The sequence below is a fragment of the Natrinema marinum genome, assembly GCF_024296685.1.
Taxonomy (GTDB): domain Archaea; phylum Halobacteriota; class Halobacteria; order Halobacteriales; family Natrialbaceae; genus Natrinema; species Natrinema marinum.
The window spans coordinates 3,529,224-3,541,772 of record NZ_CP100763.1 but is presented as its reverse complement, the minus strand read 5'-3'; the positions used below and the strand labels follow the sequence as shown (position 1 = coordinate 3,541,772).

Here is a 12,549-nt window from a genome sequence, read left to right as displayed (position 1 = left end):
CTCGACTCGGGCTCGATGTGCAAAATCGGAGATCGAATTCTGTCGACGTGCAACCCCCGGGTGTGGGGTCAAGCCAACACAGATCGAACTGCCATCGAGAATAAGTAGCAATAGTCGGACAGAGTATTTGCTACTTAGACCGTCTTTACTGGTCGACTTGGGGGAGCAAGAATCGGACGATGTTTCCCCGAGGATCGTTTTCTTCGAACAGAAGTTCGCCACCGAGAGCGTCGACACACCACTGCATTACCCAGAGACCGACGCCAGATCCGTGATATGTCGTACTTGTTGTAACGTCTTCTTTGAGAACGGCAGTCTCAACGGCCGGAATCGCTGGTCCAGTATCGATGACTCGAATCTCTCCTCGATCAGTCGTCTCTTTTACCACCGCCGTGATGGTGGGGGTCTCATGGTCGTTGTGGACGATCGCGTTATCGAGCGCGTGTTTCACAGCGTAGCGGAGACCTTTATCGGCATTCACTAACGTATTTGATCGGACATCGATGGTCAGTTCAACTTCTGGGTGCTGGGATCGGATCTCCGTGGCGGCTTCCGTAACTATATCTCCGAGATCCGTAGGTGATCGCTCTGTCGCGTCGGGTTCCGCAATCTCTTCGACCTGCCGAATGGAGTCACTCAACGTTCCAATTTCTGTGGCAATCTCCGAGATGGTCTCGACCTCTTCCTCGAGCGTTTCGCTTTCGATGGCGTTTTTGAGGCGCTCAGCGTAGCCGAGGAGTACGTTAGTCTCATTTCGAAGGTTGTGACGGACGACTCGGCTCAAGAGGCGAAGACGGCGTTCTCGTGCTTTGTATTCCGTAATATCTCTGACTTCAGCGAGAATATATGATATCCCATTAATCGTAGTGTGGTCAAGGCAAACACGAATCCAGACTAGTTCACCAGTTGCCCGTTCGATCTGCCATTCGAATACCTGCTCTTCTCCGTCGGCCGCTGCCTGAATACGATGAAGCGCCTCGTCTTGTGAGAACCGAGTGGAAGCCGCCGTGAAATCCCCCACTTCCATTTCGCGTAGTTCTGAACGAGAATAGCCGTATAGCTCTTCTAAACGTGTATTCACGTCGAGAATATCTCCTGTCTTCGGGTCGTGTAAAATGATACCAAGATTTAGATCATCGAAAATACGTGGCAGTCCCGTGGTAGTCGTATCGGCCATAGTAATTTCCAGAAATTACAATTATAAAAATCACGCAGCAGGGGAAGCAATTGCCTGTTGGTTAATACCCGCCATTTGAGAGATTTTCCGATGTCTCGAGCCACCATCTTTAACAGACGAAAAACCGTCCTGAGGACTATTGACGCTACATATGGAAAGCACACACCCACCACCAGATGGTCGCCAAGTGTTGATCGATAATTTTCCGAATGGAGTATTGGTGTTATTCGACGCTGACCTCTACTATCGTATCGTTGGTCCTGAGTCTCTCCCGTTTTCAGATCGAAAGGCGAGGGATATGGTCGACAAACAACTCTATGAGCTCTTTCCTGAAGAAACTGCGATCGAGCTCGAGCCGAGACTCAACGCGACAATCGATGGGGAGTCTCGATCGTTCGATATCGAATACGACGGTAGAGTCCACCATATTGAGACGAGACCAGCACGAATTGACGCGAATCCGTACGGGGTACTTGTGACCCAAGAGGTGACTGAGGTTCGCCAGACCTCGGAAGAACTCGAACGTCAGAATAAACGCTTAGATCAGTTCGCAAGCATGCTCTCCCACGATCTTCGAACTCCGCTCTCGGTCGCGCTTGGAGAGCTCGAACAGTATCGCGAAACCGGTGATAAGGCGTGCCTCGATGGAGTTGAGGATGCGTTAGAGCGAGTTGATGACCTAATTATGGATCTTACGACACTCGCCCGGCCCAGTATTTCGTCTCACGAGCACGAGCAAATCTCGCTGGCGGAAGTCGCTCGGAACGCTTGGGAGTTGATCGATACACGATCCGCGTCCCTCGAAACACAGGACTGCACAATCGTTGGTGATCGGAGTCAGTTACAGGCGCTCTTCGAGAATCTGTCCAGAAACGCCGTTGGCCATGGTGGAGAGGACGTGACTGTTAGAGTCGGCTCTGTAGACGACGGCTTCTACGTTGAAGATACAGGGAAAGGGATCTCACAGGAGGATCGAGATCGGGTGTTTGAGCATGGATTCACGACGGGCTATGGTGGAAACGGTGTCGGCTTGACGATTATTAGCCGAATAGCTGCCGAACACGATCTCGAGGTTTCTCTCGCAAAAAGTGCTGAGGGTGGTGCTCGCTTCGAGTTTCGAGGAAGTGTATAACGGTTAGTGGCCACTCAGCGTGGACGAGAAATCAAGCGGATAGCTCTGGATCGATTGAAATCGGGTATTCGATGGCGTTCAACGGATCTACTTTTTCGAGAAAACGCCGACAGGGGCCGGCGTTCACCTCCCATCCCTCAAGTGGTGTGTCAATTGGGGTGGGACCGAGATCGAGTATGACAATATGGCTATTGACCTGCGTTGGAACGATCTCGAAAGCGGCGAGGTATGTCTCGGAGCGGATCAGTAGGTAGTGGGTCTCCGACCAGATCCTTTCCCCTCGCCAAGTAGCCGTTTCCGTGATGGTTCAATAAGCGTGATGGCCAACTATGTGCCCCGAAAGAACTAATAGCTATTTCTGATAATTATAGATTGCCTCTCTGCCCTATCCAGAGGCGAGATCCTTTCCCCCCTCTTGTCCCCCTTCACCTTCGCTTCAGGCCTATCACTGTCAAGAGGTAATAGGAGATGAAACCGCAGAGACAGGCTATCAACTCAAGTCCCGTGGAGAGGCACGCAGATGTAGAAGTGAACCTACTGTCGGGATCTGTCATAGGTTCGACCCGCAAGATTCTGTTATCTTTCCGCCACTACTCCAATATAAGAAGATATATCTATGAGATATGAATAGAAAAATGACAATATGATAACTAACGCTCGGGCCCTTGAGACCACCTATGTCCCCCAGGACCTCGAGCACAGAGATGGGCAAATCAGCCAACTCGCCACAGCGCTAGAACCGCTGACGCAGGGAGTCGGGGGAGAACACAGTCTGATCTTTGGCCCATCAGGGTCAGGGAAAACGACCCTGGCGAAGTACGTCGTCCGGAAGCTTCGAGAGGAATCGTTCGGGGTGCGACGGGCGTACTGGAACTGTATGTCCGGCTCTTCGAAAACAGAGGTACTCCACGGACTCGCCCAAGACTCGGGTGATCGCCGAGACGCTCTCGACTCGAGCAGTGACGTTCGATGTTGATGACGAGATCGATATCACTACTGATTGACTATAGCGTTTCTTTTACATTCTTGTGAGTGAAATGGCCATTTGGTAGCTCTGCGTATTGATCAAGGATTTCCTGGACGGTCCTCTGGGTCCAGACAACCACCACGACCATAGACACCACGCTCGCTTTCCGCACTTCCAAGGATGGAGTCGGTACAGTAGGGCCATAGTGATACGACGAAGATTTCCTCTTCGTGACGAATATATATGCCAGAGGGGGAGTCCTCTTCCCGTTCATACCATGGCAACGGGGTGAGAGCAGTCGCGGTAGTATCAAACTCAGATTGACTCAACCGTAGATCGGCAGTTCCGTTCGCAGTTGCCCGGTCAAGTGCGGTTTGGATTGATTCTACAGAGTGGATCCGCTCATCGCTTGCTGGCGTAACTGTTGCCCCGGAAGGCTTCTGTGTTTCAAGAATTTCTAACAACCCACCATTCGTACCAGGTTCAGCAATACAACCAGACAACGACAGGAGAGCACAACCAGAGAAGGCAGCAAGGACTGAACGTCGCTTCATAAACTGACTAATAACCTATCTCAGATATGTATTTCGGATGAACATTTTCAAAGTGAACGCCCTGTACTTAGTATTACGAAGTCGAGAAATTAGGGGGGTTCAGATCCGACTTTTCTCTTGAATGCTAATTTCGAGAAACGCCGGCCAGAGGCCAGCGTTGAGCCCCCATTAGTGATGTGTCAATGGGTTCTGGGATCGGGTGACAATATGGCGATTGGCTTCTCGTTGGAACGATCCCAGGGTGGCGGGGTTCCGTATGTCTCGGGTCGGAAGGATTCTATCGAGTCGAATCTACGCCCCGCCATCACTCTCTTTGGACGGTGCTGAAATAACCTTGTTGCCCAACAAACATTACCCGAAACAACTAATGGATATATCTAATAATAACATGTTGCCTCCGGCATTCCCCTTCCCCATCCGGAGACCACCCACCACCATTCTGTCAAAAGATCTTATCGAACGAGATCGTCGCCTGCTCCGTCCCGCGGTGATCACCGCCACCGTGCCATCGGAGTAGTGGGAGATCGCTCGAGCGGCCGGAGGGGCTGACGCGTCTCGAGAAACGGGCCACGTGTCGGTATCGGTTCGACGAGAGTGGGATGGTCGACGGTTGCGTCTCTGGGAGGGCCGGCGTTTCGCCCGGAGACGGGACTGCCTCGGTCGGCCGTTCGCAGGGGCTGGCAGGGGACGCCGACGGACAGGTACAGGGGCCGATGCGTTACTCGTCGATGTACTGTTGTTCCCACTGCCGTCGTTCGTCGATGGCCTGTCGGCCGCTGTCGCTGATCTCGTAATAGTTGGTTCGGCGATCGAGTTCCCCTTTTTCGACGAGTTCCTTATTGACGAGGGTGTCGAGATTGGGGTACAATCGGCCGTGATTGATCTCGCTGTCGTAATACGTCTCGACCTCGTCTTTGACGTCCTGGCCGGACGGCTGATCGGCCCCTGCGATCACGTACAGAAGGTCTCGTTGAAACCCTGTCAGATCGTCCATTGTTGTATTCAGGCGGACGAACGGGAACACGACTATTTGTTATCGATTTCGTATCAACCGTTTCTCGTACGTTCAGTCGTACTAACTGAGCCATCAACGCCGCTGTCTCCGGTTTCATGTAGTAAGCAGAGATTACATCCGCCGCCTCAGCCCCTATTGACCCGGATTTTCGTGACAAGTCGGTAGCTATTGCATTGATGATACGAATCTGCTCAGAGGACGGCCCGCCCTTCGGGTTCGAGCGACGGCTGGCCGTCGCTCGTGACGTAGCGTCCGAAGAATGATAATCGAATGTGAAACCCGTTACCGAACGTAAAAAGCCGTCTTACAGGCGGGTGACGTTGGTGGCGCGGGGGCCCTTGGGGGCCTGTTCGATATCGAATTCGATGTCTGTGCCTTCTTCGAGGTCCGGACCGCCAACGTCTTCCATGTGGAAGAATACGTCATCGTCCGCGTCGTCCGTCGAAATGAAACCGTAGCCGCCAGTGTCGTTGAAGAAATCAACGTTTCCTTTCGCCATTGCAATTCAGACGAGACCGCCGACACGTATAACAGTTCTGTTATAGCTCGTATGTCGAAACAAAATAAGTCACGGGCGAAATCCGACAATCAACGGGTGAATAGGGTTTGTTCGACCATGTCGGACGTTCTACTTCTCGGAGATGTCCGTCGGGAGAGATACCCCTTATTACCCCCGTCGCGAGGGCATCAGGGCCGTTCCGGTCTCGAGTGCAGTTCGGTCTCGTGAATAGAAATGGGCGAGGGCGGTCCGGTGTCGTTGCCCTCGTCTCGAGTCGAACCGACCGTCCGTCCAGAATCGCCCGAGCCAGCGGTCCCGTCTCGGTGCCGACGGTCGCACAGTGACCCTGGTCGGCTTCTTCGTCGCGGTCGCGTTCGTCGTCGCGCTCGTTCGCTCACGCGGCCAGATTTCGGTTCGATCGCGGTCGACAGCGGCCGCGAGCGGTTGCCGCCCGGGAAACGGGGAGCGTTTAGTGGCCCGCTCGAGAGGAACGCGTATGGACGAACGCGTACGCGAACACGCCGACGTACTGGTCGACTGGAGCGCTCGCGTCGACGCGGGCGACGACGTCGTCGTCTCGGTCGGGCCGGACGCCCACGAGCTGGCGGTTGCAGTCGCAGAGAAACTCGGCGAGCGAGGCGCGAACCTGCTCGCGACCTACAGTTCGGGCGAGATCACGCGGGCGTATCTCCGGGCTCACGACGGCGACTTCGACGACGACCCGGCCCACGAGCGCGCGCTGCTCGAGAACGCAGACGTCTACCTCTCGCTGGGCGGTGGTCGGAACACGAGCGCGACGGCCGACGTGCCCGGCGAGCAGCGACGAGCGTACAATACTGCCAGGAGCGAACTCCGGGAACTGCGGCTGGGAACGTGCTGGGTCTCGACGGTCCACCCGACGCGGTCGCTCGCCCAGCAGGCGAACATGGCCTACGAGGAGTATCAGGACTTCGCCTACGAGGCGATCCTGCGGGACTGGGAGTCGCTGGCCGAGGAGATGGCTCAAGTGAAGGATCTGCTCGACGACGGCGACGAGGTTCGACTCGTCTCGGAAGGGACCGACCTTACGATGCAGATCGACGGCCGCACGGCGGTCAACAGCGCCGCCTCGGTCGCCTACGATTCGCACAACCTGCCTAGCGGCGAGGTCTTCACCGCGCCGTACGCGACCGAGGGTGAGGTGACCTTCGACGTGCCGATGACGATCCGGGGAGAGTCCATCCGCAACGTCCGCCTCGAGTTCGAGGGCGGTGAGGTCGTCGATTTCGACGCCGACCAGGGCGCAGACGTGCTCGAGGACGTACTCGAAACCGACGACGGCGCGCGCCGACTGGGCGAACTCGGGATCGGGATGAACCGCGGCATCGATCGCTACACGGATAACATCCTCTTCGACGAGAAGATGGGCGACACCGTCCACCTCGCGCTCGGCCGGGCCTACGACGCCTGTCTGCCCGACGGCGAGACGGGCAACGAGTCGGCCGTCCACGTCGACCTCATCACCGACGTGAGCGAAGACTCTCGCCTCGAGGTCGACGGCGAAGTCGTCCAGCGCGACGGCACGTTCTGGTTCGAAGACGGCTTCGGCGGATAGTCCAGCCGCCACATCAGTGGGAGCGACCGATCCGTAGGCACCGATTACGGCCGCGGACGCCCGCGCCCAGAACGCGGAAATTACTCCATACTAATACGTACGCGTCGCCTCACGTCGAGTACCGCCTCACCGGTGGCGGCCAATAACCGGTATCGGGGTTTCGTGTCCCCGAACGGCCCATCCATAGTTGTCTGCCCCGCCTCGCCGGAGGCGGTCTCTCCGTCGTCGGGCGTCCGGGACGGCGTCGCTTACTCCCGGAGCGACCCCGTCGCCGCGCCCGGCGGAGTATCCGGCGGTCACCGTTTTCGTCACGCTCTCGAGTCTCGAGCCCCAACGACGGCTATGCGCGATCGGCTCCGGGCGGGTGCGGCCGTCTTCAACGACGGCCATTACCACGCCGCCCACGACGCTTGGGAGGACCGCTGGCTCGAGCTCGCGGCCGACAGCGACGACGAGTTGCTGCTCCACGGCCTCATCCAGTACAGCGCCGCGGTCTACCACGCCCGCGAGCGCAACTGGGAGGGGGCCGTCGGGCTCGCCGAGAGCGCCGGCGAGTACCTTGCGGGACTGCCCGCCGACTATCGCGACCTTCGACTCGAGCCGATCCGCTCGTTTCTCGCCCGGCTCGCGGCCGATCCCGAAGTCGTCGAGCGGCGGCAAGCGGAGGAAATCGAACACGAGGGGACGACGCCAACGCTCGCGGACATCGGATTCGAGCCGACCGCGATCGCGGCGGTCGTCCTCGCCGAGGAGTTCGGCTACGACGAGGAACCGGTCGGACGGGCGCGAGCGTACGCGCGACAGGATCTCGAGGCCGGCGAGGACGACAGTCGGTTCATCACGCTGCTGTTCGATTTCGTCCGCGAGGACGACCACCGCGGGATCATCTATCGGCGGCTCACGGATCACGTCTCGCGTCGGCGGGCTCGAGAGGAAGACGTAGACGGGCTGTTCTGATCGACTGGTGGTGCTCGAGCCGTAAGCGACGACAGACGGACAGGAGACGATAGCCGAAGAGTTCGTGACTCGAGTATCGACACCGCAGTGGCGAACTCTGCTATCGTGGCAACACGGAAGTGCCACGCCCTCCCCAGCCGATTTCTACTCACAGGGATTCGCCCCGTTCGTATGGTTCGCGGGATCGACGGTCCCGCGCTAACGTTCGCGCCGGTCGGCGCTCACTCATCCCTCGCACGAAGTTGTCGGCCGACACTCACTCGCGTTCGGGCCGCCAACAGCGCGCGCCACTGACCGTCGACGGTTCGGAACGCCGATAGCCGCCGTCGCTCGCCGGCGACCAGAGTTTCAAGGGCGGCCCGGCCGAACGCGAGGGTATGGAAATCGGTACCGTGCTCCCGCAACTCGAGATCGGCCACGACCCGCAGACGCTCGCCGACTACGCGAAACGGGTCGAGCAGTCGGGGTACGAACACGTCGTCGCGTACGATCACGTGCTGGGCGTAAACCCCGACCGCGAGGGGTGGGACGGCCCCTACGACTACGAGAGCACGTTTCACGAGCCGCTGACCACGTACTCCTATCTGGCGGGCCAGACCGACGAGCTGGCCTTTATGACCGGCATTCTCGTCCTGCCGCAGCGCCAGACCGCGCTCGTCGCCAAGCAGGCCGCACAGCTGGATCGCTTCACCGACGGCCGGTTCCGCCTGGGCGTCGGCGTCGGCTGGAACGAACCCGAGTACGTCGCGCTGGGCGAGGACTTCTCGAAACGCGGCCGACGCATCGAAGAACAGGTCGAAGTGCTCCGGAACCTGTGGACCGACGAACTCGTCGAGTTCGAGGGCGAGTTCCACGAGATTCCCGACGCCGGCATTCGGCCGCTGCCGGTCCAGCAGCCGATCCCGCTCTGGATGGGCGGGATGGCCGAGCCGGTCAAACGCCGCGTCGCCCGCCTCGCGGATGGCTGGTTGCCCCAGTTCCAGCCCGGCGAGGAGGCCGAAGAACACCTCGCCGACCTCTACGAGTACGCCGAGGAGGCCGGCCGCGACCCCGACGAAATCGGCCTCGGCGGGCGGATGTACGCCGTCCCCGACGAGGAAGACGACTGGATCGACCGCGCGCAGGCCTGGCACGACCTCGGCGCGGACTACCTCTCGATCACGACGATGTACCAGGGCCTCGAGGGCGAGGAACACACGGAGCACCTCGAGCACGTCGCCGAAGTCCTGCGCGAAACGGATCTGTTGTAGGGACCGCGAACCGCAGCCCGGCTCGGTACTCGAGGCTCGCGGCCGTCACTCGTGGCCCGCCACCGGCAGCGGCTCGTAGGGTTCCTCTATGTACTCCATCTCGGAGTCGGAGAGGTCGATCTCGAGGGCTTCGACGGCGTCTTCCAGATGCTCGACGCTGGTCGTCCCGACGATGGGCGCGTCGACCCAGTCTTTGTGAAGCAGCCAGGCGAGCGAGATCTGGGCCATCGAGACGCCCTTGTCGTCGGCCATCTCCTGAATTCGCTCGTTGATCGCCTCGCCGCCACCCTGGAGGTAGGACATCTGCTCTAAGTACTGGTCGGTCTGTCCGCGCGTAGTGGCCTCGATCTCTTCGTGAGGCCGGGCCGCGACGCCGCGGGCGAGCGGCGACCACGGGATGACGCCGATGTTCTCCTTGTCGCAGAGCGGCAGCATCTCCCGCTCTTCCTCGCGGTAGAGAACGTTGTAGTGGTTCTGCATCGTCGCAAAGCGCTCGAGGTCGAGCGCGTCGCTGGTCTGCAAGGCCTCGGCGAACTGGTGGGCCCACATCGAGGAGGTCCCGACGTACCGGACCTGCCCGCGCCGGACCGCATCGTCGAGCGCTCGCAGGGTCTCGTCGATCGGCGTCTCGTAGTCCCAGCGGTGGGTCTGGTAGAGGTCGATCGTGTCCATCCCCAGCCGATCGAGACTGGCCGCGAGTTCCTGCTCGATGGCCTTCCGCGAGAGGCCGCTCGCGTTCGGGTTCTCGGGGTCCATCTCGGCGAAGACCTTCGTCGCGACCACCTGCGAATCGCGGTCGTACCCCTCGAGCGCGTCGCCCAGGATCTCCTCTGATTCGCCCGTCGAATAGACGTTCGCGGTGTCGAAGAAGTTGATCCCGAGATCGATCGCATGGTCGATGAGTTCCTTACTCTCCGCGGGCTCGAGCATCCACTCTCGCCCCGTGCCGAAGCTCATGCAGCCCAGACAGATGCGACTGACCGTCATCCCCGTCGATCCGAGGGTGGTGTACTCCATGCCGGTCGGTCCCACGCCGAGCGGCAAAAGGGCGCGGCTCTTCGGGGTGGGTTGCCGGCTCTCGAGAAGGGTGGCGGCCGACGGCCGGCGAAACGGCGCGTTCAGGCGTCGGGTTCGACGACCCGCTCTTCGCCGTCGTAGTACGCGGAGTTGTCCCGCGGCTCGTAGCCCAGCACGTCGCGGGCGCGCTCTATCGAGTAGTACTTGCGGTCGTTGTCGGAGATGCCGTAGACGATCTCGTACTCGTAGTCGGCGCGAATGCAGCGATCGAACAGGTGTGCACAGTCCCGGTAGGAGAGCCACATCGCCTGTCCGCGCTCGTAGTCGATCGGCGGGTGGCCCTGCGTGAGGTTGCCGATGCGAACACAGACGACCGAGAGGTCGTGCTCGTCGTGATAGTACCGTCCCAGCGTCTCACCGGCGGCCTTCGAGACGCCGTAGAGATTGCTCGGGCGGGGAAGTTCACTCCCATCGAGGCGGTACTCGTCGTGCGTGCGGTACATGTCGGGCGTGCGCGCGTCGGTCTCGTAGTTGCCGACGGCGTGGTTCGACGAGGCGAAGACGACCTTCTCGACGCCGGCATCGGCAGCGGCCTCGAAAACCGTCTGCGTGCCATCGATGTTGTTGGTCAGGACGCTGTTCCACGGCGCTTCCGGTCGCGGGTCGCCCGCGAGGTGGACGACGACGTCGATGCCGTCCATCGCCTCGCGGACGGCCTCTCCGTCGGTGATGTCCGCGACGACGAACTCGCCCGGTTGCTCTTCCGTCGGCGGGTCGCGATCCAGCAACCGCCACTCGTGGTCGTCCGCGAGGCCGCCGAGGATGGCCTCTCCGACCCGCCCCGCAGCCCCCGTGAGCAGGACTGACTGTGCCATTCGTTCGGTGTGTGGGAAAGCGGCGATAAGAACCATGCGGTTCGCCCGGAGCGCGAGCGGTGGTGGCACGCGGCTCTCGGAGAAGAGGGACGACTCGCGACCTGTTCCCGACCGACGATCTCACTGCGGTGGCGCGTACTGTCGGCTGACCGAACAACAGTGAGGGGAGCCGACGACAGTGCGCGAGGGATGAGCGAACGACCACTGGGAGTGAGCGAATCGGCTGGGGAGGATGAGGAAATCCCCTGTGCCCACGAGAACAGAACGCCTGCTCGAGATACGACACTGCGGTGCCCTCCGGAACGGGACGATGTCTCCGGCAGCCCCTTTCATCGCAATCCCCTTCCCGACCGCACTCGAGTCACCCAATATGTCTCCAGAGACCTCACCCACGGACGCCGAAGCAGCCTGTTTCGAGGCCGGCATCAAGTTCGGCTCGCTCTACCACCAGTTCGCCGGCACCCCGCTCTCGCCGGACAGCGCCGCGAGCCTCGAGACCGCCATGGAGGAGGCCATCGAGAACCAGCCCCACTGCACGGCCGTCACCGTCGCGGTCCAACGCGACGACCTCGAGGCCGCACTCGCCGAGTCGACGGCCGACTACACCGAACTGACGGGGCGCTTCCTCGAGGTCGAGATCGTCGTCGACTACGAGGGCTGCGAGGTCGTTACCCGCATGGAAATGGAAGACGGCTATCCGCTGATGCGCCTCGAGTCGGTCCGAGAGTGACGCGCCGACCGCGCTCCGAGCGGTCACCGGCTGGCAAAACTGGGATGTCGCGAAACCGAGACCAACGCGCCGCTCGGCGGTCGATAAACCGGTGGACAGAATCCGCGAGTACCCCTACCCGCTGTCCACCGTCCTACTGGGAGGGTGGACGGTGCATGGAATATGCTTTCTGGTCCCGGCTAATCGGTCCCACCCGAGGACCTCCCTTTCGAAACCTCGCCGCCGTTCGACCGATATCGATCCGCTCGCGACCGATTTCACTTTCACTTTCGGGCGACCTTTTAACCCCGGTGCCCGCAAAGGCGATGACATGAGCCAAGCCACGTTCGGCGACGACGACGAACTGTTCGGGGAAGCGGCAAACGAGATGCGCGAGGACGTCGAATCCTCGCTCGCAGCAGCCTGGGCGGCCCTGCCCGACGCCGACGACGTCTGGGAGGCCGACGCCGACAACGTGTTGGGCGTCCTCAACGGCTTAAACTCCGCGTTAAACGCCGGCGACGCCGAGGAGCACCTCCGCGACGCCAAGAAGTGGTTCACCATGGGCCAGCGCGCCGACGCCTTCGACGACGCCGACGACTTAGAGGATGAGATCGCCGACCTCGAGGACGCGATCACAGACATCTCCGAAGCCGGCGAACAGGTGAGCGAACTCACCTCGACGATTCCGGCGCTGCGTGGCACGCTCGAGGGTGCCGGGCCAGCGGACGCGGACGATGCCGACGACGCCACGGACGACGAAGAAGCCGAGGAGTGAGCGACACTGACCGCACAGCCAAACC

The 12,549-nt window shown here is 60.3% G+C and carries 12 protein-coding genes; 7 read left to right on the top strand and 5 right to left on the bottom strand.

Annotated elements, in window-relative coordinates:
* Positions 1-145: 145 nt before the first annotated feature.
* Positions 146-1,177, bottom strand: coding sequence for a PAS domain-containing sensor histidine kinase (locus NKH51_RS17545; protein WP_254762961.1), 1,032 nt, complete (start codon positions 1,175-1,177; stop codon positions 146-148).
* A 151-nt stretch (positions 1,178-1,328) separates the two neighbouring features.
* Between NKH51_RS17545 and NKH51_RS17540 the strand changes: the two genes are divergently transcribed.
* Positions 1,329-2,309: a sensor histidine kinase gene (locus tag NKH51_RS17540; RefSeq protein ID WP_254762960.1), complete on the top strand. Its 981-nt coding sequence runs from the start codon at positions 1,329-1,331 to the stop codon at positions 2,307-2,309.
* Between the two features lie 643 nt (positions 2,310-2,952).
* Positions 2,953-3,285 carry an AAA family ATPase gene (locus NKH51_RS17535; protein WP_254762959.1) on the top strand — a complete coding sequence of 111 codons (333 nt, stop codon included), beginning with the start codon at positions 2,953-2,955 and terminating at the stop codon, positions 3,283-3,285.
* 1,263 nt (positions 3,286-4,548) lie between these two features.
* Here NKH51_RS17535 and NKH51_RS17530 read toward each other — a convergent pair.
* Both NKH51_RS17530 and NKH51_RS17525 read right to left on the bottom strand, forming a co-directional pair.
* Positions 4,549-4,824, bottom strand: coding sequence for a PadR family transcriptional regulator (locus NKH51_RS17530; RefSeq protein WP_254762958.1), 276 nt, complete (start codon positions 4,822-4,824; stop codon positions 4,549-4,551).
* A 325-nt stretch (positions 4,825-5,149) separates the two neighbouring features.
* Positions 5,150-5,344 carry a cold-shock protein gene (locus NKH51_RS17525; RefSeq protein WP_006087767.1) on the bottom strand — a complete coding sequence of 65 codons (195 nt, stop codon included), beginning with the start codon at positions 5,342-5,344 and terminating at the stop codon, positions 5,150-5,152.
* Positions 5,345-5,840: 496 nt separating this feature from the next.
* Between NKH51_RS17525 and NKH51_RS17520 the strand changes: the two genes are divergently transcribed.
* From NKH51_RS17520 to NKH51_RS17510, 3 genes are all read left to right on the top strand, one after another.
* On the top strand, positions 5,841-6,938 hold the full coding sequence (locus NKH51_RS17520) for an aminopeptidase (protein WP_254762957.1): 1,098 nt from the start codon (positions 5,841-5,843) through the stop codon (positions 6,936-6,938).
* 342 nt (positions 6,939-7,280) lie between these two features.
* Positions 7,281-7,895, top strand: coding sequence for a DUF309 domain-containing protein (locus NKH51_RS17515; RefSeq protein WP_254762956.1), 615 nt, complete (start codon positions 7,281-7,283; stop codon positions 7,893-7,895).
* A gap of 377 nt (positions 7,896-8,272) precedes the next feature.
* The gene (locus NKH51_RS17510) at positions 8,273-9,145 is read left to right on the top strand and encodes an LLM class F420-dependent oxidoreductase (RefSeq protein WP_254762955.1); all 873 of its coding nucleotides are present in this window, start codon (positions 8,273-8,275) and stop codon (positions 9,143-9,145) included.
* 45 nt (positions 9,146-9,190) lie between these two features.
* Here NKH51_RS17510 and NKH51_RS17505 read toward each other — a convergent pair whose 3' ends face one another.
* Positions 9,191-10,162 carry an aldo/keto reductase gene (locus NKH51_RS17505; protein ID WP_254762954.1) on the bottom strand — a complete coding sequence of 324 codons (972 nt, stop codon included), beginning with the start codon at positions 10,160-10,162 and terminating at the stop codon, positions 9,191-9,193.
* A 101-nt stretch (positions 10,163-10,263) separates the two neighbouring features.
* A complete protein-coding gene (gene azf, locus NKH51_RS17500) occupies positions 10,264-11,037 on the bottom strand; it encodes an NAD-dependent glucose-6-phosphate dehydrogenase Azf (protein WP_254762953.1) in 774 nt (257 codons plus the stop codon).
* Between the two features lie 370 nt (positions 11,038-11,407).
* On the opposite strand from azf, the gene NKH51_RS17495 reads away from it, so the two are divergent.
* Together NKH51_RS17495 and NKH51_RS17490 are read left to right on the top strand one after the other, a co-directional pair.
* Positions 11,408-11,767 (top strand): dihydroneopterin aldolase family protein, encoded by a 360-nt coding sequence (locus NKH51_RS17495; RefSeq protein WP_254762952.1) that lies wholly within the window; start codon positions 11,408-11,410, stop codon positions 11,765-11,767.
* A gap of 310 nt (positions 11,768-12,077) precedes the next feature.
* Entirely contained in the window at positions 12,078-12,524 is a 447-nt protein-coding gene (locus NKH51_RS17490) for a DUF5790 family protein (protein WP_254762951.1), read from the top strand.
* Positions 12,525-12,549 lie beyond the last annotated feature (25 nt).